18 protein-coding genes, 1 tRNA gene and 1 pseudogene are annotated in these 18,268 nt (G+C 72.8%); 6 read left to right on the top strand and 14 right to left on the bottom strand.

What is annotated here, in order from left to right; genetic code table 11:
- Positions 1–103 precede the first annotated feature (103 nt).
- From GV126_RS06910 to GV126_RS06900, 3 genes are all read right to left on the bottom strand, one after another.
- On the bottom strand, positions 104–751 hold the full coding sequence (locus GV126_RS06910) for a pentapeptide repeat-containing protein (RefSeq protein WP_236569906.1): 648 nt from the start codon (positions 749–751) through the stop codon (positions 104–106).
- Positions 752–1,062: 311 nt separating this feature from the next.
- The gene (locus tag GV126_RS06905; RefSeq protein ID WP_159673399.1) at positions 1,063–2,448 is read right to left on the bottom strand and encodes an NAD(P)/FAD-dependent oxidoreductase; all 1,386 of its coding nucleotides are present in this window, start codon (positions 2,446–2,448) and stop codon (positions 1,063–1,065) included.
- Between the two features lie 114 nt (positions 2,449–2,562).
- Entirely contained in the window at positions 2,563–3,228 is a 666-nt protein-coding gene (locus GV126_RS06900; protein ID WP_159663628.1) for a rhomboid-like protein, read from the bottom strand.
- Positions 3,229–3,238: 10 nt separating this feature from the next.
- Here GV126_RS06900 and GV126_RS06895 point away from each other — a divergent pair, with 10 nt between their 5' ends.
- From GV126_RS06895 to GV126_RS06885, 3 genes are all read left to right on the top strand, one after another.
- Positions 3,239–4,129: an aminoglycoside phosphotransferase family protein gene (locus GV126_RS06895; RefSeq protein ID WP_159673396.1), complete on the top strand. Its 891-nt coding sequence runs from the start codon at positions 3,239–3,241 to the stop codon at positions 4,127–4,129.
- 94 nt (positions 4,130–4,223) lie between these two features.
- Entirely contained in the window at positions 4,224–5,282 is a 1,059-nt protein-coding gene (locus GV126_RS06890; RefSeq protein ID WP_159663626.1) for a right-handed parallel beta-helix repeat-containing protein, read from the top strand.
- 75 nt (positions 5,283–5,357) lie between these two features.
- Positions 5,358–6,395, top strand: a complete 1,038-nt coding sequence (locus GV126_RS06885) for a methyltransferase (protein ID WP_159663624.1) — start codon at positions 5,358–5,360, stop codon at positions 6,393–6,395.
- 107 nt (positions 6,396–6,502) lie between these two features.
- On the opposite strand, the gene GV126_RS06880 is transcribed toward GV126_RS06885, so the two are convergent.
- The 7 genes from GV126_RS06880 to GV126_RS06850 all read right to left on the bottom strand — a co-directional run bounded on the left by GV126_RS06880 (position 6,503) and on the right by GV126_RS06850 (position 11,868).
- Entirely contained in the window at positions 6,503–6,835 is a 333-nt protein-coding gene (locus GV126_RS06880; RefSeq protein WP_028421499.1) for a TcmI family type II polyketide cyclase, read from the bottom strand.
- A 37-nt stretch (positions 6,836–6,872) separates the two neighbouring features.
- Entirely contained in the window at positions 6,873–7,361 is a 489-nt protein-coding gene (locus GV126_RS06875) for an SRPBCC family protein (protein ID WP_159663622.1), read from the bottom strand.
- A gap of 3 nt (positions 7,362–7,364) precedes the next feature.
- Positions 7,365–7,622, bottom strand: coding sequence for an acyl carrier protein (locus GV126_RS06870; protein ID WP_028421497.1), 258 nt, complete (start codon positions 7,620–7,622; stop codon positions 7,365–7,367).
- An 85-nt stretch (positions 7,623–7,707) separates the two neighbouring features.
- On the bottom strand, positions 7,708–8,946 hold the full coding sequence (locus GV126_RS06865) for a beta-ketoacyl synthase N-terminal-like domain-containing protein (protein WP_159663620.1): 1,239 nt from the start codon (positions 8,944–8,946) through the stop codon (positions 7,708–7,710).
- A complete protein-coding gene (locus GV126_RS06860) occupies positions 8,943–10,211 on the bottom strand; it encodes a beta-ketoacyl-[acyl-carrier-protein] synthase family protein (RefSeq protein WP_159663618.1) in 1,269 nt (422 codons plus the stop codon). The genes GV126_RS06865 and GV126_RS06860 overlap by 4 nt, the downstream gene beginning before the upstream one ends.
- A complete protein-coding gene (locus GV126_RS06855) occupies positions 10,208–10,666 on the bottom strand; it encodes a cupin domain-containing protein (RefSeq protein WP_236569904.1) in 459 nt (152 codons plus the stop codon). The genes GV126_RS06860 and GV126_RS06855 overlap by 4 nt, the downstream gene beginning before the upstream one ends.
- A gap of 68 nt (positions 10,667–10,734) precedes the next feature.
- On the bottom strand, positions 10,735–11,868 hold the full coding sequence (locus GV126_RS06850; RefSeq protein WP_159663616.1) for a SchA/CurD-like domain-containing protein: 1,134 nt from the start codon (positions 11,866–11,868) through the stop codon (positions 10,735–10,737).
- Positions 11,869–12,143: 275 nt separating this feature from the next.
- Here GV126_RS06850 and GV126_RS06845 point away from each other — a divergent pair, with 275 nt between their 5' ends.
- Positions 12,144–13,793, top strand: a complete 1,650-nt coding sequence (locus GV126_RS06845) for an FAD-dependent oxidoreductase (RefSeq protein ID WP_159663614.1) — start codon at positions 12,144–12,146, stop codon at positions 13,791–13,793.
- Positions 13,794–13,857: 64 nt separating this feature from the next.
- On the opposite strand, the gene GV126_RS06840 is transcribed toward GV126_RS06845, so the two are convergent.
- The 3 genes from GV126_RS06840 to GV126_RS06830 all read right to left on the bottom strand — a co-directional run bounded on the left by GV126_RS06840 (position 13,858) and on the right by GV126_RS06830 (position 15,990).
- Positions 13,858–15,072 (bottom strand): MFS transporter, encoded by a 1,215-nt coding sequence (locus GV126_RS06840; protein WP_159663612.1) that lies wholly within the window; start codon positions 15,070–15,072, stop codon positions 13,858–13,860.
- Between the two features lie 128 nt (positions 15,073–15,200).
- Positions 15,201–15,797 carry a TetR/AcrR family transcriptional regulator gene (locus GV126_RS06835; protein WP_159663610.1) on the bottom strand — a complete coding sequence of 199 codons (597 nt, stop codon included), beginning with the start codon at positions 15,795–15,797 and terminating at the stop codon, positions 15,201–15,203.
- A gap of 119 nt (positions 15,798–15,916) precedes the next feature.
- A tRNA-Thr gene (locus GV126_RS06830) sits at positions 15,917–15,990 on the bottom strand.
- Between the two features lie 245 nt (positions 15,991–16,235).
- Here GV126_RS06830 and msiK point away from each other — a divergent pair.
- Positions 16,236–17,372 (top strand): diacetylchitobiose ABC transporter ATP-binding protein MsiK, encoded by a 1,137-nt coding sequence (msiK, locus tag GV126_RS06825; protein WP_159663608.1) that lies wholly within the window; start codon positions 16,236–16,238, stop codon positions 17,370–17,372.
- Positions 17,373–17,621: 249 nt separating this feature from the next.
- Entirely contained in the window at positions 17,622–18,077 is a 456-nt protein-coding gene (locus GV126_RS06820; protein WP_159663606.1) for a hypothetical protein, read from the top strand.
- 20 nt (positions 18,078–18,097) lie between these two features.
- Here GV126_RS06820 and GV126_RS06815 read toward each other — a convergent pair.
- Positions 18,098–18,265, bottom strand: a pseudogene (locus tag GV126_RS06815) (electron transfer flavoprotein subunit beta); the annotation flags it as partial.
- Positions 18,266–18,268: the final 3 nt, after the last annotated feature.

The raw sequence follows: 18,268 nt of genomic DNA, 5'->3' as shown, positions 1-18,268 counted from the left end.
TCCCTGAGCCCACCGGCCCCCGCGCCCGCCCTGAGCCCGTCGGACGCACGCCTGCCCTGAGCCCGTCGGACGCACGCCTGCCCGGCCCGGGCAGCCCGCCCGCTCAGTCCACCACGCGCAGCCCCAGCTCCGCCGCCAGGACCGGTGCCAGGTCGAGCAGCTGGCCGGTGCCGATCACCGCGCCCGCCAGCCGGTCCACGCCGCGGGCGATCTCCAGCGACGCGGCCCGGCGCAGGTCCACGTCGCGCAGCGTCACCGCGCCGAAGTCCACGCCCTTCAGCGCGCAGTCCACGAATTCCACCCGCTCCAGCCGCGCACCCGAGAAGTCCGGCTCGACCAGGACGCAACCCTCGAAGACGACGTCCCTGAGCCGCGCCGTGCGCAGATTCAGGTAGTCGATCTTGCCGCCGCGGATCCGCACCCGCTCCAGGACCGCGCCGTGCAACTGCACCCCGCCCAGGCGGGCGTCGGTCAGCTCCACATCGCGCCAGGTGGTCTCCGCCAGGTCCGTGCCCACGCCGCGGACACCGGTGAGGACCGAGTCGAGGACGCGGGCACGGCGCAGGGAGGTGTCGTCCAGCGCGCAGCCGCGCAGCGCGCAGTCCATGAAGCGGGCGCCCGCGCCGTCCTGGCCGGCGAAGTCCGCGCCCTCGAACTCCAGCCCGTCGTAGTCGCCGTCCGGGGCCAGCGGCCGGCCGTCGTGCGCCCGCAGCGCCGGCAGCCGCACCTGCGGCCGCCGGGCCGCCCTCACCGGGGCCCCGGCACGGGACCCGTCCGCCCTGGCCCCGTCCGCGCCGGTCCCTCGCGCCCCGGCCCCGCGCGCCCCGGCCCCGTCGGTACCCGCGCCGCCGCTCGTTCTCCTCACCATGCCCTCATCGTGCACCGCACCACTGACAACCGGGCCGGGCCGCGGACCCGTGCCGGCCGCCGCCGAGCCCTCCGCCTGCACGCCGACGATCCGCACCTCGGGCCGCACCGACCTCACCGCGACCGCGATCCCGGCCGCCAGGCCGCCGCCGCCCACCCCGACAACGATCGGGCTTCGCTCTCCCCGGCCCGCCCTCAGTGGCGCCCCGCCACCCGGTCCGCGATCCGGGCCAGCCGGGAGGGACGGGCGTCGTGGGTGAGCTGTTCGCGGCGGTCGGCGGTGCGGTAGGTGGCGTACATGCCCTGCACGCCCAGCCAGCGCAGCGGTTCCGGCTCCCACTTGCGCACCTTGTGCCCGGCCCACGGCAGCGCGGTCAGCTCGGTCGGTCCGGCCTCGCCGGAGTCCAGCCGCACCAGGTCGGTGAGGGTGCGGGCGGCGAGGTTGGCGGTGGCCACGCCGGAGCCGACGTAGCCGCCCGCCCAGCCCAGGCCGGTGGAGCCCTCCAGGGTGACGGTCGCGCACCAGTCGCGCGGCACGCCGAGCACACCGGACCAGGCGTGGGCGATGCGCACCCCGGCCAGGGCGGGGAAGAACGCGACCAGGATGTCGCGCAGCGCCACGACCGTCTCCCGCTGGGTGCGGCCGTCGTTGTCGGTGCGCGAGCCGAAGCGGTAGGGCACCCCGCGCCCGCCGAGCGCGATCCGCCCGTCGGCGGTGCGCTGGGCGTACATGTAGGCGTGGGCCATGTCGCCGAGGGTCTCGCGGCCCGCCCAGCCGATCGCCTCCCACTGCGCGTCGCTCAGCGGCTCGGTGGCGATCATCGAGGAGTTCATCGGCAGCCAGGTGCGCCGCTGCCCCTTGAGGGAGGCGGTGAAGCCCTCGGTGCAGCGCAGCACGTAGGGGGCGCGGACGGTGCCGTAGGGGGTGACCGCCTGCTTGGGGCGGATCTCCGTGACCGGGGTCGCCTCGTGGATGGTCACACCGAGCGCCTCGACGGCCGCCGCGAGCCCCTTGACCAGTTTGGCCGGGTTCAGCCGGGCGCCGTGCGGGGTCCAGGTGGCGGCCACCGCGTCGGCGACCCGGATCCGCTCGGCGGTCTCCCGGGCGCCGTACAGCTCGCGGTCCTTCTCGCCGAAGGCCAGCTCGTGCTCGTGGAAGGCCCGCAGGCGGGCCAGCTGGGCGGGGGTGCGGGCGACTTCCAGCACGCCACCCTTGTGGATGTCCGCCTCGATGCCCTCCTCGGCGGCGACGCGGATCACCTCGTCCACGGTGTCGTTCATGGCCCGCTGCAGGCGCACGGCGGCCTCGTGGCCGTGGAGTTTGGCGTAGCGGTCGCGGCCGGCGACGCCGTTGTAGAGCCAGCCGCCGTTGCGTCCGGAGGCGCCGTAGCCGCAGAACTTCTGCTCCAGGACGGTGATCCGCAGGGAGGGCGCCGCCTTCTTCAGGTAGTACGCCGTCCACAGCCCTGTGTAGCCGCCGCCGACGATGACCACGTCGGCGCTCGCGTCCCCGGTGAGCGGCTCCCGGACCACCGGGAGGCCGTCGTCCGCGAACCAGAAGGAGATGCCCCCGTTGACCATGCCGCTCTTCCCGCCGTGTCCGGTGCCGCCGTGCGCCGTAGCACCGCGCACCCTGCCGTCGTTGACGTCGCCGCCCCTCGCGGCACTGCCTGCCGAGCTGCTCATGGCCGGACGTTAACCCCTGGGGCAGGCCGGTGTCTCCTTCGGATTTCGTGCTTTTGCGCTGCTCCCGGCCAGCGGTCGGCAGCCCAGTCCGATCAGCACGGCCGCGGCGTGCCCGAGGTCGGTGAAGGTGCGCCCGAACACCAGCGGCACCCCGAAGTAGGCGATCACCGCGGCCAGATACGGGTACCGCCAGGGCGGCGGGATCCGGTAGGTGAGCACCCCCATCACCCCGGCCAGCGCATAACTGACGCCGACGTCCAGCGTGTTGACGGCCGACTCCGGTGCCATGCCGCACTGGATCGCCCACAGCAGCGCGCCCTCGCTGATCAGCGTGGCCAGCACGTGCGCGGCCACGCACACCACGAGCCAGCGCAGGGTGCCCAGCCGGCGCTCGGCCGGGGCGTGGAAGACGCTGTACAGGACCGCGTACGGCCACCAGTGTCCGCTGGGGATCCACATGGCGCTGGAGAACAGCACCCGCACCGGGTTGTCCGACAGCTCGTGGATGTTGGTGGAGCGCTGCCGCAGGAAGTCGACCTCCAGCGCCGGCGACATGCGGTGCAGGGCGACGGTGGTGACGAACAGGACGAGCAGCCAGACGTACGTCAGCGGAGCGCCGCGCACGTACGCCACCACCGCCCGCAGCGCACGCCGACACCCGATGACCCCGTTCACAGAGGTCAGTATGGTCGGCGGGGTGATCGAGGTGCCTGCCGCGCTGGCCGCTTCCCAGGAGAAATTCAACGGGGCCGCGGGCCGCGCGTTCGTCGCGGAGCTGCCCGGCCGGGCGGCCGCCTTCCTGCGGCGCTGGGAACTGCGGCCGGACGGTCCGGCGATGTACGGGGTGTGCGCGCTGGTCCTTCCGGTGCTGCGCGCCGAGGGGACCCCGGCGGTGCTCAAGCTCCAGCTCCTGGACGAGGAGAGCGCGGGCGAGCCGGCCGCGCTGCGCGCCTGGGACGGCGACGGCGCCGTACGGCTGCTGGCGCACGACGCGCCCACCTGCACGCTGCTGCTGGAGCGGCTGGAGTCCGCCCGGACACTCGCGCACGTGCCGGACAGCCGGGAGGCCGTCGAGGTCGTCGGCGCGCTGCTGGCCCGGCTGACCGCCCGCCCGGCCCCGGCCGGGCTGCGCCGGCCGGGTGACATCGCCGCCGCCCTGCTGGAGCGGACCCCGCCCGCCCTGCGGCGGGTGGCGGACCCCGCCGACCGGCGGCTGCTGGCGGACTGCGCGGCCGCGCTGCGGGAGGTGGCCGCCGAGCCCGGCGACCGGCTGCTGCACTGGGACCTGCACTACGACAACGTCCTCGCCGCCCGCCGGGCCGACTGGCTCGCCATCGATCCCAAGCCGCTGGCGGGCGACCCGGGTTTCGAGCTGCTGCCCGCGCTGGCCAACCGCTACGAGCCGGCCGAGACCCGGTGGCGCTTCGACGCGCTGACCGCGGCGCTGGGCCTGGACCGGGAGCGGGCCCGGGCCTGGACGCTGGCCCGGGTGCTGCAGACCTGCGTGTGGGAGCTGGAGGAGGGGCGGCCGGCGGACGGCGTCCGGCTGGCGATCGGCCGCGCGCTGCGTGCCTGAGGCGTGCGAACGGCACGCGGTGGGCGGGGTGTGACACGCCGCCGGACGGCCCATCCGGCCGCGCGGAGGGACATAGGGTCATACCGTACGGAATATGACGAAACGCCATATCGCCCTGCTCCTGAGCGCTGCGGCGCTCGTCGGCTGCGGCGTCGCCGCCGCCCCAGCGACCTCCTCCGGGAAGGTCCACCTGGTGCACCCGGGCGAGTCCATCCAGAAGGCGGTGAACGCCGCCAAGGCGGGCGACACCGTCCTGGTGCTGCCCGGCACGTACCACCAGAGTGTCAAGATCACCACGCCCCGCCTGACCCTGCGCGGCATGGGCAGCGCCACCATCCTGCAGCCCGCGGCGAAGGCCACCGACGACTGCGGCAAGCGCGGCAACGGCATCTGTGTGGCGGGCACCAAGAACGCGCTGCTGAAGAACGTCACCGTCTCCCACCTGACCGTCACCGGCTTCCCCCGGGCCGGAGTGATCGCCGTGGGCACCGACCGGCTGACCGTGCGCAGCGTCACCGCCGCGAAGAACGGGGTGTGGGGCATCGCCGAGGAACGCTCGGTCCGCAGCGTCTACCGGCAGAACACCGCCCGGAACAACGGTGACGCGGGCCTGTTCCTCGCCAACACCATCACCGCCGAGCAGGGCGCCAACGACACCAAGGGCACCCTGATCGAGAACAACCGCCTGGAGAACAACCGGATCGGCGTCACCGTGCGCCGGCTGCGCTCCCTGAACGTCACGGGCAACGACGTGACCGGCAACTGCGCGGGCGTCTTCGTCGTCGGCGACGAGAACAAGCCCAAGACCGGCGCGCTGACCGTGCGCGGCAACCGGGTGGCGAAGAACAACAAGTACTGCGCGAAGACCGAGCGGCTGCCCTTCCTGCAGGGCTCGGGCATCGTCCTGACCGGCACCGAGAAGGCCGACGTGGGCGGCAACACGGTCACCGGCAACTCCGGCACCTCCCCGCTGTCCGGCGGCATCGTGCTCTTCAAGAGCTTCGTGGGCGCCACCAGCGAGGGCAACCGCGTCCACGGCAACGCGGCACAGGGCAACTCCCCCGCCGACCTGGTCAACCAGGAGAACGCCAAGAGCGGCAACACCTTCCAGGGCAACACCTGCCGGACGTCCAAGCCCGCGGGCCTGTGCTGAGGCCCTGACCCCCACCGCACGAAACCACCCATTACCCGCCCGCTCGCGCGGGAGCCGAGAAGGAAGGAAGGCGGCATGACGACCGCCCAGACCGCTCAGCCCGCTCCGCCGCCGTCCATGCGGCTGAGGGAACTCGCGTTCGGGGCGGCGTGTGCCGCCGCCCTGCGCGCCGCCGCCCGGCTCGGCGTGGCCGACGCGCTCGGGGACACCCCCACGAGCGCGGAGGACCTCGCGGCCGCGGTGAAGGCCGAACCCAAGCCGCTGCGCCGGCTGCTGCGGGCGCTGACCTGCTACGGCGTCTTCACCGAGCAGCCCGACGGCACCTTCGCGCACACCGAGATGTCCCGGCTGCTGCGCGAGGACGACCCGGGCAGCCTGCGCAACATCTGCCTGTGGTGCACCGAGCCGTGGACCTGGGACGCCTGGCCGAAGCTGGACGAGGCGGTGCGCAGCGGCCGCAACGTCGTTCAGGCCCTGTACGGCAAGGAGTTCTTCGTCTACCTCAACGAGGACGCCCCCGAGTCCGCGGACGTCTTCAACCGGGCCATGACGACCTCCAGCAAGCAGTCCGCGCGGGACGTGGCCGAGCTGCTGGACCTGTCCGGGGCCAAGTCGGTCGCCGACATCGGCGGCGGCCAGGGCCATGTGGTGGCCAGTCTGCTGGAGAAGTACCCGGACATGCACGGCACCCTGATGGACCTGCCGCGCGTGGTGGACCACGCCGACGCCCGGCTGCGCGAGGGCGGCGCGCTCGCGGACCGGGTGACGATCGTGCCCGGCGACTGCCGCGAGGCCGTCCCCGTCCAGGCCGACGTCTACATCATCAAGAACATCCTGGAGTGGGACGACGAGTCCACCGCCCGCTGCCTGCGCAACGTGATGGCCGCCGGCGGCCCCGGTGCCCGGGTGGTGGTCATCGAGAACCTCGTCGACGACACCCCGTCGATGCGGTTCAGCACCGCCATGGACCTGCTGCTGCTGCTCAACGTCGGCGGCGCCAAGCACACCACCGAGTCCATGGTGAGCCGGCTGCGGGCGGCCGGCCTGGTCATCGACGACATCAGCCCGGTCAACCCCTACCTGCACGCCTTCGACTGCACCGTCCCCGCCTGACGCGACGGCAGCACCCCGGGCACGACCGACGGCCGCCGGGCCCGCGACAGGCGCGGGCACGGCGGCCGTTGTCCGTATCTCCTCTGTCCCCGTTCGTCACGACGGCGTCAGCCGCGGCCGTCGCGCTCCCAGACGTAGAAGCGGTGCGCCATCGCGTCCTTCGGCGAGCGCCACGTCTGCGGGTCGTACGCGCTGACGTACGCCGACAGCCGCTCGCTGATGCCGCGGAACTCCGGGTGGTCGGCCACCTTGGCGACGGCCGGACCCGGGTCCCGGTCCGCCTCGATGAGGTGCAGGTACACATCGCCGAACTGGAAGAGGCTGCGCCGGGTGACGCCGACCAGGTGCGGCAGCTCCCCCCGGTCCGACTCCTCGAAGATCTTCGCGATGTCCGGGGCGGAACCCGGCGCCATCCGGGCCACGATCAGGGCCTGGTGCATGAGCCTTCTCCTTGTCCTGTGCGGGTCCGCGTCCGGCTCAGTCGCCGGCCAGCGCCGGCTCGGGACGGTGGCCGGCCGCCGCGGCGGCCTTCTCGATCCGGTCGCGGATCAGGGCCATCTGGACCTTGGAGTTCTTGTTGATGTTGTCGGTCATCCAGGCGTCGTCGACCGGTGCCTCGGGCTTCATCGCGAAGTCCTGCGTCCACACCATCCGCGTGCCGCCGGGGACCTCCTCGTAGCGCCAGTGGATGTTCATGTGGTCGAACGGCCCGGTCTCCACCCGGCGGGCCTTGACGGTGAGGGTGGAGCGGTCCGCCTCGCGCTCGGAGACCCAGCTCCACACGGTGCCGTTGTCGTCGGGGTGCATGGTCAGGCGGAAGGTGACCTTGTCGCCCTCCCGGGACAGGATCTCGGCGGAGGCGTACTCGCTGAACAGCTGCGGCCACTTCTCCACGTCGTTGGTCATGTCCCAGACCAGGTCCACCGGCGCTGCGATGGTGATCTCGTTCTCGGTGTGTCCGGCCATCTCCTACGCTCCTGCCAGAAGGGTGCTGTTGACGAGGTCGAGGAACTTCCGGGGCGTCTTGCAGTGCTCCGCGTCCGGCGGCATCGGCATGCCGTGCCGGTTCTCCAGCTCGCCCACGATGCCGAGCAGGCCGAGCGAGTCGATGCCGAACTCCTCGAAGCCGGTGTCGGTCCGCTCCGCCAGCTCCTGCGGGCTGACGGTGACCCCGGCCGTCCTCTTCATGAGTTCGGCCAGTTCCTCCACGGTGATGCGGTCACTCATGCGGTTCCTCTCCTTCTTGCGCGCGGCCGCCGCCGGAAGGCGTCCGGCCGCTGTCCGGCCGCCCCGAGCCGGGGACGGCGGATTCTCAGGCGCCGTGCCGCAGCACGAGCGCCGAGTTCGAGCCCATGAGCCCCCGGCTGAGGACCAGCGCCGTGCGCACCTGTGCGGGGCGGGCGCGGCCGGTCACCAGATCGAGGTCATGGCAGTTGTCGGTGACGTTCGGGGTGGGCGGGATCAGGCCGTGCTCCATCGACAGCACCGCCGCCGCCGCGTCCAGTACCGGCGCCGCGCAGTACGCCCGGCCGATGCCGGTCTTCGGTGCCGTCACCGGCACCCTGCGCCCGTGCGCGCCGAGCGCGTCGGCGAGCGCGAGGGCCTCCGCCCGGTCCGCCTCGGGCACCCCGAGGGCGTCGGCGAAGACGACGTCGACGTCCTCGGCCGCGCAGCCCGCCCGCTCCAGCGCGCCGCGGATCGCCTCCGCGAGGCCCTGCCGGGACAGCTCCCAGCGGCCGGCGCCGGTGAAGGTGGCCGCGTGCCCGGCGACGGTGGCCCGTACCGGTACGCCCCGCTCCCGGGCCGCCCGCTCGTCCTCCACGACGAGCATCGCGCCGCCCTCCGCGGGCACGAACCCCGAGGCGCCCTCGGTGAACGGGCGGTAGGCCCGCTGCGGATCGGTCACCGGGCTCAGCTCGCCGTAGCCGAGCTGACACACCATCGAATACGGTGCGAGCGGCGCCTCGGTCGATCCGGCCACGATCACCTCGGTGCCGCGGGCCACGGCCCGCGCCGCGTGCGCCAGGGCGTCCAGGCCACCGGCCTCGTCGGCGGCCACCACCGAGCACGGCCCCTTGAAGCCGCGCCGGATGGAGATCTGGCCGGTGCTGGCCGCGTAGAACCAGGCGATCGACTGCCAGGGGCCGACGTACCGGCTGCCCTTGCTCCACAGCTTCTGCAGCTCCCGCTGGCCGAACTCGCCGCCGCCGGAGCCGGCCGCGGTGACCACGCCGGCCGAGAACGGGGCGTCCTCGGTGTCGGCGCGGCCCAGCCGGGCGTCCTCCAGGGCGGCGTCGGCCGCCGCCATCGCGAAGTGCGTGAACCGGTCGGTCTGCACGAGGAAGCGTTCCTCGATCACGGCCGCCGGGTCGAAGGACGGCACCTGGCCGGCCACCTTCAGCGGCAGGTGCTCGCAGCCCTCGCGGGTGATGCGGTCCAGGACGCCGACGCCTTCCTGGGTGGCCTTCCAGAACGTCTCGGTGCTGGTTCCGTTGGGGGCGATGACACCGATGCCGGTGACCACCGCCCGCCGCTCACTGGGCGCGCTCATGATCTGCTCTCCCTCGGCCGGGTCAGGATCACCGCGGACTGGAACCCGCCGAAGCCGCTGCCCACCGACAGCACGGCGTCCAGCGTGCGTTCGCGGGCCACCCGCGGGACGTAGTCCAGGTCGCACTCGGGGTCGGGGGTCTCGTAGTTCGCCGTCGGCGGCACCACCTGGTGGGCCAGGGCCAGCACGCACGCCACCACCTCGATCGCGCCGATCGCGCCGAGCGAGTGGCCCACCATGGACTTGATGGAGCTCATGGGCGTGTCGTAGGCGTGGTGGCCCAGGGCCCGCTTGACCGCGGCCGTCTCGTGCCGGTCGTTCTGCCGGGTGCCGGAGCCGTGCGCGTTGACGTAGTCGATCGCCGAGCCGTCCAGCCGGGCGTGGTCCAGCGCCGTCTCGATGGCCCGGGCCATCTCCAGGCCCTCACTGGTCAGGCCGGTCATGTGGTAGGCGTTGCCGAAGGTGGCGTAACCGCTCAGCTCGCAGTAGATGTGCGCGCCGCGCGCCCGGGCGTGCTCCAGTTCCTCCAGCACCAGCACCGCGCCGCCCTCGCCCATGACGAACCCGTCACGGTCGTTGTCGAAGGGGCGGGAGGCGTGCGCGGGGTCGTCGTTGTTCGGGGAGGTGGCCTTGATCGCGTCGAAGCACGCCATCGTGATCGGGGATATCGGTGAGTCCGACGCCCCGGCTATGCAGATGTCGGCCCGTCCCTCCTCCACGGTGTGCAGGGCGTACCCGACCGCGTCCAGGCCGGAGGTGCAGCCGGTGGAGACGGTCTGCACCGGCCCGCGCGCCCCGAACCGCTCGGCCACCGTCGAGGCCAGCGTGCTCGGCGTGAACGCCCGCTCCAGATGCGGCCGGGCCCGCTCGTGGTCCACCTCCCACCGCTCGCCGTGGTGGCTGACCAGCACGTAGTCGTTCTCCAGCCGGGTGGTGCCGCCGACGGCGGTGCCCAGCGAGACCGCGACGCGCCAGGGGTTCTCCCGGGTCAGGTCCAGTCCCGCGTCCCGCACCGCCTCCTCACCGGCGACCAGCGCGAACTGGATGTAGCGGTCACAGCGCGCGATCTGCTCCTCGTCCAGTCCCGCGGCCGCCGGGTCGAAGTCGCACTCGGCGGCTATGCGGGAGCGCAGACCCGCCGGGTCGAAGAACGTGATGCCGCGCGTGGCGGTGCGCCCGTTCGCCAGCAGGTCCCAGAACGCCTCGGCGCCTATGCCGCCCGGCGCCACGATGCCTATGCCGGTGACCGCGACCCGCCTGGTCATGACCGGACCTCCGGCGCGCCGGCCTCCGCCGGCCCGGCCGCCTGCGCCCCGGCCGCCACCGGCACGGTCTCCGTGCCCTCGGTGTCCACGTGGCCGAGCTGCGGGCGCGGGGCCAGCGGGCCGAGGTGGAAGACGATCCGCGCCTCCACGTTGCCCACGTTGCGGAAGCGGTGGCGCATGTAGGCGGGGATCATCAGGCCCTGCTCGGGCCGCAGCGGATGCGGGTCGCCGTCCAGGTCCACCTCCAGGTCGCCGCAGACGACGTAGACGAACTCCTCGGAGTAGGGGTGGTAGTGCTCGCCGATGCGGTCGCCGGGCTGCACGATGGCCACGCCCATGAAGCCGCTGGTGGAGCCGACCGTGGCCGGGGTGAGCATGGCGCGCAGGTCGCCTCCGCGCTTGACGTTGGGCTCGACCTCGCTGAGATCCACGATTCTGGGTCGGGGTTTGATCACGACGTTCCTCCGATGGTGTGGGGGGTCGGCAAGGGCGGGGGTCGCTGGGGTACGGGCGGCGCCCGGGCTCACGCCTCGGACCGGCGGTCGGTGACGAGCTCCATCCGGGCCAGCGAGGCCAGCCGGGCCAGGTCGCCGTCCTTCTTGGCCGCGTCCTCGTCCAGCAGCGTGGTCAGCTCCGCGACCTGCGCGGGGTCCGACAGGCCCAGGGCGACGGCGGGCTCCAGTTCCCGGCCGGCCCGTACGTCGATCAGGCGGACGACGACGTCGTCGCGCTCGTAGACGGTGCTGCGCAGCACGGGACCGGCCGGGTCGTCGGCGGCCCGCTCGTCCTCGCGGGCCAGCAGCTCCGCCAGCTTCATGCCCATGCCGGGCCGGGCCGGGTAGTACAGCGCCTGCCGCTCGGCCGGCTCGCCGTCCTGACCGGTCGTCACGTGGTGCACGGCGGGCAGCGCCGCCCGGGTGAAGAACACCCGCACGGACTCCTGGTCGGAGAAGTCCCGCTCCTGCTCCAGATACGGGTTGATGGCCTCCTCCACCGCCCGGATCTCCGGCTGCCGGGCCACGTGCCGCAGCGCCGCCAGCAGGTCCCCACGGACCTCGATGGCGCGCACCACCCGGTTGCCGTGCATGAACAGCGAGGTCCGGCACAGCCGCGTGGTGTCGTCCACCCGCGCCTCCGGCGAGGCGTAGCCGGCGAGGATCTCGGCGACCTTGCGCTCGCTGCCCGGCTTCACCGTGAAGGTCAGCGCGTGCCGGATCACCCCGTCGCCGATGCGCGGCGAGGACTGCAGCCGCCGCCCGGCCGCGGACTCGGCGGCCGCCTGGCCGGTCTCCCGCACGATGTGGAACCGCAGCGAACGGGTGTCGCGGATGCAGCTGTGCATCGGCTGCACCATCCGCACGTGCTCCTCGCTGTTCACCCACGCCAGGAACGGCGGGGCGCTCTCCCACTCGCTGGTGATCAGCCACTGGGACGGGTTCTCGATCGACTGGCACAGCTGGTCGCTGATGTGCCCGGGCACGGACGCGACCTGCTTGCCCATCTCCTCGTACGCCTCCAGGAACTGCTGCTGGGCGCCGTCGTAGACGTCCACCAGCAGCACCACACGGAGCCGGGAGCCGTCGAAGACGGACTGGGAGACACGTTTCGAGGCCTGCTGCTGGATCGGTTCTGAGGCACGCTCAGTGAGGGCGGTCATCTGCGGTACGTCTCCTTGCCGGAACGTGGCGGGCACGGGCGGATCGGACGGGGATCGGTCTGACGGGACTTCACGGATCAGCGGGAGGCGCCGGCCGCGCGTGACGCGACGTCAGCGTGATCTCGATCCTGTGCCCACCGCGATCGACGCGCGACTCGTGTGCACCACGTGGGTGATCACGCGGGTGACAGTCCCCGCGAACGCACGCCCAGGCGCCCCGGGCCGGGCATGGAAACAGGGACGCGCCCCCCCGCACCCCGCTCCTGGAGGCATCGATGCACCAAGAAGCCGACCACCGGGTACCCGTCCTCATCGTCGGCGGCTCCCTGGTGGGCCTGTCCACCTCGCTGTTCCTGGGCCGTCTCGGCGTGCCGCACCTGCTCCTCGAGCGTCACTCCGGTACGTCCATCCACCCCCGTGGACGCGGCAACAACGTGCGCACCATGGAGCTGTACCGGGTCGCCGGCATCGAGCCCGACATCAAGGCCGCCGCGGCCCTGCTCGCCGACAACCACGGCATCCTGCAGACCCCGACGCTCGTCGGCGACGCCGGCGAATGGCTGTTCAAGCACATCGACCCCGGCGGCGGCCTGGCGCGGTTCAGCCCCACCGGCTGGTGCCTGTGCAGCCAGAACGACCTGGAACCGGTCCTGCTCAAGGGCGCCCGCGCGCTCGGCGGCGACCTGCGCTACTCCCACGAGATGGAGTCCTTCGAGCAGGACGGCGACGGAGTGACGGCCGTCGTCCGGGACCGCACCACCGACGAGCGCTACACCGTCCGCGCCGACTACCTCGTCGCCGCCGACGGCCCCCGCAGCCCGGTACGCAACCGGCTCGGCATCGGGCAGAGCGGCCCCGGCGACCTGTTCGCCAACGTCAGCGTCACCTTCCGCTCCAAGCTCCTCGCCGACGTCGTGGGCGAGCGCCGCTTCATCTGCTGCTACCTCACCGACCCCGACGCCGACGGCGCCCTGCTGCCCGTCGACAACAAGGAGCACTGGGTCTTCCACGCCCCCTGGCACCCCGAGCGCGGCGAAACCCTGGAGGAGTTCACCGAGGACCGCCTCCAGCGCCACATCCGCCGCGCCGTCGGCGCCCCCGACCTCGACGTGGAGATCACCGGAAAGGCGTCCTGGCGCGCCGCCGAACGCGTCGCCGACCGCTACGGCGCCGGCCGCGTCTTCCTCGCCGGCGACTCCGCGCACGAGATGTCCCCCACCGGCGCCTTCGGCTCCAACACCGGCATCCAGGACGCCCACAACCTCGCCTGGAAACTCGCCGCCGTCCTCGCCGGCTGGGCCGGCCCCGGCCTGCTGGAGACCTACGACACCGAACGCCGCCCCGTCGCCGTCGCCACCAGCGCCCGCGCCTCCGCCCGCTCCGTCGAGCACAGCCACCCCGGCTTCGCCCCCGCCCCCGGCATCGGCGGCGGCAAGCGCGGCGGCATTCTCAACGTCGTCCTCGGCTACCGCTACCCCCACGGCGCCGTCGTCGGCGCCGACCCCGCCCAGGACGTCGTCCCCGACGCCGTCCGCCTGACCGGCGAGCCCGGCACCCGGGCCCCCCACCTGTGGCTGCGCCGCAGCGGCACCCGCATCTCCACCCTCGACCTGTACGAACGCTGCCCGGTGCTGCTCAGCGACGCCCGGTCGGCGGCCGACTGGCACACGGCGGCCCAGCGCATCGCCCAGGACACGGGCGTACCGCTGCAGTCGTACCGCATCGGCGCGGACCTCACCTACGACCCGCAGACCGCGGGCGAGGAGACGGCACCGCCCGACTGGGCCCGCGCCCACGGCACCACGTCCGACGGCGCGGTCCTGGTCCGCCCCGACGGCTTCGTCGCCTGGCGCGCCCCCGGCGCCGCCCCGGACCCGGAGGGCACCCTGCGGGAAGTCCTCGCGGCCGTCCTGCGCACCGGCTGAACCGCGCGGACGGCGCAGGCCCCCGGCCCGGCGGCCGGGGGCCGCGCGCCCGACACGACTCCCGTCAGACCCGCTGCTCGCAGGGTGCGGGCCGGACCGGGGCGGACTCCGCCGCCGGGGCGGTGACCGGAGCGGCATCCGCAGCGGCGCGCCGGACGAGCGCGGGCAGGACGGTGGCCAGACCGGCGACGGCCATGACCGCTCCCAGCCACAGCGGCGCGCGCAGCCCCCAGGCGTCGATCACCACGGCCCCGATGGAGGAGCCCAGGATGATGCCGAGGGTGATGAAGGAGGAGTGGACGGTGTTGACCAGCGGGCCCGCGTTGCCGGCGCGCTGCACCCGCACCACCATGGCCGGGTTCATGGTGACGCCGACCAGGCCGACGCCCAGCATGCAGAGAACCGCCGGGACGCGCAGGTCCGCCAGCAGGGCGAACCCGGCCAGGAAGACGGTGTTGAGCAGCAGGCCGGCGGCGAGCACGGGGACGGTGTGCCGGTCGGCGAGACGGCCGACGAGGTTGTTGCCGACGACCGTGGCGGCACCGTACGCGATCAGCAGGACGGGGACGGTGCCCGCGGAGAAGCCGGTGACCTCGGTGAGGATCGGGTTGAAGTAGCTGAACGCCGAGAAGGTCGCCCCGATGACGAGCATGCTGGTGGACAGCACCAGCCACAGCCCCGGCCTGCGGAAGACGCCGGCCTCCGCGCGGAAGCCGCCCCCGCCCTGCGCCCGCTCCACGCGCGGCACGCCGAGGAGCGTGGCCAGGGCGGCGATCACGGTGATCACGGTGATCGCCCAGAAGGCCGCCCGCCAGCCGAACCGCTCACCGATCAGCGTGGACATCGGCAGCCCGAGCAGGGTGCCGAGCATCAGGCCGTTCATCGCCACCGCGATCGCCCGCCCGCGCACCTGCGGACGGGTGAGCCGCGCGCACAGCGACAGGCCCACGCCGAAGAACGCCTGGGAGGCGGTGCCGGTGACGATCCGCGCGGCCATCATCGCGGCGTAGCCGTTCGCGGTGGCGGCCAGCACGTTGCCCGCCAGGAAGACCGCGAACAGCACCATCAGCGCCGTGCGGGGCGGCAGTTTCATCACCGCCACCGTCACCACGGGCCCGCCGAAGGCCATGGCCGCCGCGAAGGCGGTGATGAGGTAGCCGATCTGCGGGACGGTCGCGTGCAGGCCGTCGGCCATCTGCGGCATCAGCCCGGCGACCACGAACTCGCTGGTCACCATGGCGAAGATGCCGAGGGCCAGGACGTATACGGCTCGGGGCACGGTTCGCTCTCCTTGGGTCGGTGGGTCGGTGGGTCGGTGGGTCGACGCGGACGGGACACCGCGACGTTATGGATTGGTCAGTCCAAAACATGGGCGCACGTCGGCACACCGCACCGGCGCGCACCCGCTCAGCGCGTCAGGGCGTCCATGGCGACCTCGGCGATCGCCGCCAGCGCGGCCCGGTCGGCACCGCCCTGGCTGGAGACGCGCATGCCGCCGATGACCGCGTTGACGAACCGGGCCAGCGCCTCCGCGTCCCGGGACGAGACGATGCTGCCGTCCCGCCGGCCCGCCTCGATCGCGCCGCGCAACGCCGCCAGCCGGCGGGCCGTGTCCCGCTCCAGCATCTCGGCCGCCCGCGCGTCCCGGCCGGCCAGCTCGACGGTGGTGTTCACCGTCAGACAGCCCGCATGGCGCCCCTGCGCCCGGTGCTCCGCCTCGCCCTCCACCACCCGGTCGAGCAGGGCACGGACGCGCTCGGCGCCGCTGAGGCGCACGTCCTCCAGCACGGCCAGCTGGGCGGCCGTCGTGGTCTCGATGTAATGGGCCAGCGCCCGCGCGAACAGGTCGTGCTTGCTCTTGAAGGTGTTGTAGATGCTGCTGCGCCCCAGCCCCGTGGCCTCGCACAGGTCCTGGGTGGAGGTGGCCTCGTAGCCCTTCTCCCAGAACGTGTGCATGGCGGCGGCCAGGGCCCGCTCCTCGTCGAACGTCCGCGGTCGGGCCATGCCGCGAGCCTAGCTGTTTTGTACAGTTCGTTTCAATACCGGGCCGCTTCAGCACCGGGCCGTGTCCGGACCCGGGTACGACGAAGGCCACCCCGGACGGAGTGGCCTCGGTCTCGCGGAGCCCCCTGTCGGATTCGAACCGACGACCTACGCATTACAAGTGCGTTGCTCTGACCAGCTGAGCTAAGGAGGCGCGCACCGGCGCACAGCGCCGTGCCCGTGCAGTGTACCCAGGTCCCCACGGGGCCTCGTCGAAAATTTCCGCGAAGTTCACAGCGGTTCGAGTACTGACAGACCAGGTGAACGCCGGGTACCGTCCTGTGCCAGTTCACCTGTGTGGACTACACCACAACCACAACGGCACATCCGTCGTGGCATCCACCTTCCTACAACGGATCGTCCGGCACGTTCCTGCCGGTAGAAGGGGGCCCATTCACCATGGCCACTGTCCAGTTCGACAAGGCGACCCGTGTCTACCCGGGGTCCGACAAGCCCGCCGTCGACGCGCTCGACATCGACATCGCGGACGGCGAGTTCCTCGTCCTGGTCGGCCCGTCCGGCTGCGGCAAGTCGACCTCGCTGCGCATGCTCGCGGGTCTGGAGGACGTCAACTCCGGCGCCATCCGCATCGGTGACCGCGACGTCACCCACCTGCCGCCCAAGGACCGGGACATCGCCATGGTGTTCCAGAACTACGCGCTCTACCCGCACATGACGGTCGCGGACAACATGGGCTTCGCCCTGAAGATCGCCGGCGTGCCGAAGGCGGAGATCCGGCAGAAGGTCGAGGAGGCGGCGAAGATCCTCGACCTGACGCAGTACCTGGACCGCAAGCCGAAGGCGCTCTCCGGCGGTCAGCGCCAGCGTGTCGCGATGGGCCGCGCGATCGTGCGCGAGCCGCAGGTGTTCCTCATGGACGAGCCGCTGTCCAACCTGGACGCCAAGCTCCGCGTCTCCACCCGTACGCAGATCGCCTCGCTGCAGCGCCGCCTGGGCATCACCACCGTCTACGTCACCCACGACCAGGTCGAGGCCATGACGATGGGTGACCGGGTGGCCGTGCTCAAGGACGGCGTGCTCCAGCAGGTGGACTCGCCGCGCAACATGTACGACAAGCCGGCCAACCTCTTCGTCGCCGGCTTCATCGGCTCCCCCGCGATGAACCTGATCGAGGTGCCGATCACCGACGGCGGCGTGAAGTTCGGCAACAGCGTCGTGCCGGTCAACCGCGACGCCCTCAAGGCCGCCGCGGACAAGGGCGACCGCACCGTGACGGTCGGCGTGCGCCCCGAGCACTTCGACGTGGTCGAGCACAACGGCGGCACGGCGGCCTCGCTGACCAAGGACAGCGCCGACGCCCCGGCCGGTCTGGCCGTCTCCGTGAACGTGGTCGAGGAGACCGGCGCCGACGGCTACGTCTACGGCACCGTCGAGGTCGGCGGCGAGCGCAAGGACCTCGTCGTCCGCGTCAGCAGCCGCGCCGTCCCGGAGAAGGGCTCCACGCTGCACGTGGTGCCGCGGCCGGGCGAGACCCACGTGTTCTCCACCTCGACGGGCGAGCGGCTGTCCGACTGACGCCGTCCCCCGTACTGCTGACGCCTTACGGCTGAAACCCCGGCATATCCCCGGGATTTCCCCCAGGTTGGCGACAAGGGCCCCGTGAGCTGCCACGGGGCCCTTCCCCATGGCCCCGAAGACACCCCGGCACACCGGGACGTTTCGAGCAGCGTGCGTCAACATGACGCCCCGGTGCACACCGTTTCCCCTCCCTCGAAGGGGTGACTAAATGTCGCCAAATCATTACTAGCGGCTACGCTGCCTCGCGTGAAGCACTCCACCACCCACACCACGCGACGCGGCCGGGGCCCCGCCCGCCGGATCGGCCGCTCCCTCGCCCTCGTCCTGCCCGTCGTCCTGGTGCTCTCCGGGACCCTCGCGGTCACCCGAGTCAACTGGTCGGGGAACCCCTCGAACTCGGTGCTCACCGCCTCCGACGCGTCCTTGGCCGGGGGCCCGGCCCACTCACGCGCCCGCGCACCGCAGGACGTGCTGCGCGACCAGCTCCTGACGGAACTGCAGGAGAAGGACCCGGGCGTGGCGCTCACCCATCTGCAGGAGGCGGTCAACGGCCGCCCGGCGCTGGCCCGGCACTGCGCGTCGATCGCCCGCACCCTCGGTCGCGCCGCGGTCCGCATCTACGGCCCCTCCCGCGCCCAGTCCTACGCCCGCCCCGTCTGCGACACCTCCTTCGCCTCCGGCGTCCTGGCCGCCCACAGCTGACGGCCTCCGGCCCCGACGTCGTCGTCGGAGTTCTCCGCGATCTGCAGCGCCTGCTCGACCGCGTACTCGTCCAGCTCGGAGAGCAGACCGTCCACGTCGTCCCGGTCGACGGTCAGGTCATCGGCGAAGTGCCGGTCGCCCGTGGCATCGGGCACGTACTTCACACAGACGACGATGTCGAAACTCATCTT

It is taken from the genome of Streptomyces mexicanus (assembly GCF_902506575.1).
In the GTDB taxonomy this organism is placed as follows: domain Bacteria; phylum Actinomycetota; class Actinomycetes; order Streptomycetales; family Streptomycetaceae; genus Streptomyces; species Streptomyces mexicanus.
This window is presented reverse-complemented; position numbering and strand designations above follow the sequence as displayed.

Excerpts from the sequence above, each read along its gene's own strand:
- GV126_RS06905 (WP_159673399.1), bottom strand. The coding sequence starts at position 2,448 with ATGGTCAACGGGGGCATCTCCTTCTGGTTCGCGGACGACGGCCTCCCG.
- GV126_RS06895 (WP_159673396.1), top strand. The coding sequence starts at position 3,239 with ATGGTCGGCGGGGTGATCGAGGTGCCTGCCGCGCTGGCCGCTTCCCAG.
- GV126_RS06890 (WP_159663626.1), top strand. The coding sequence starts at position 4,224 with ATGACGAAACGCCATATCGCCCTGCTCCTGAGCGCTGCGGCGCTCGTC.
- GV126_RS06885 (WP_159663624.1), top strand. The coding sequence starts at position 5,358 with ATGACGACCGCCCAGACCGCTCAGCCCGCTCCGCCGCCGTCCATGCGG.
- GV126_RS06880 (WP_028421499.1), bottom strand. The coding sequence starts at position 6,835 with ATGCACCAGGCCCTGATCGTGGCCCGGATGGCGCCGGGTTCCGCCCCG.
- GV126_RS06875 (WP_159663622.1), bottom strand. The coding sequence starts at position 7,361 with ATGGCCGGACACACCGAGAACGAGATCACCATCGCAGCGCCGGTGGAC.
- GV126_RS06870 (WP_028421497.1), bottom strand. The coding sequence starts at position 7,622 with ATGAGTGACCGCATCACCGTGGAGGAACTGGCCGAACTCATGAAGAGG.
- GV126_RS06865 (WP_159663620.1), bottom strand. The coding sequence starts at position 8,946 with ATGAGCGCGCCCAGTGAGCGGCGGGCGGTGGTCACCGGCATCGGTGTC.
- GV126_RS06860 (WP_159663618.1), bottom strand. The coding sequence starts at position 10,211 with ATGACCAGGCGGGTCGCGGTCACCGGCATAGGCATCGTGGCGCCGGGC.
- GV126_RS06850 (WP_159663616.1), bottom strand. The coding sequence starts at position 11,868 with ATGACCGCCCTCACTGAGCGTGCCTCAGAACCGATCCAGCAGCAGGCC.
- GV126_RS06845 (WP_159663614.1), top strand. The coding sequence starts at position 12,144 with ATGCACCAAGAAGCCGACCACCGGGTACCCGTCCTCATCGTCGGCGGC.
- GV126_RS06835 (WP_159663610.1), bottom strand. The coding sequence starts at position 15,797 with ATGGCCCGACCGCGGACGTTCGACGAGGAGCGGGCCCTGGCCGCCGCC.
- msiK (WP_159663608.1), top strand. The coding sequence starts at position 16,236 with ATGGCCACTGTCCAGTTCGACAAGGCGACCCGTGTCTACCCGGGGTCC.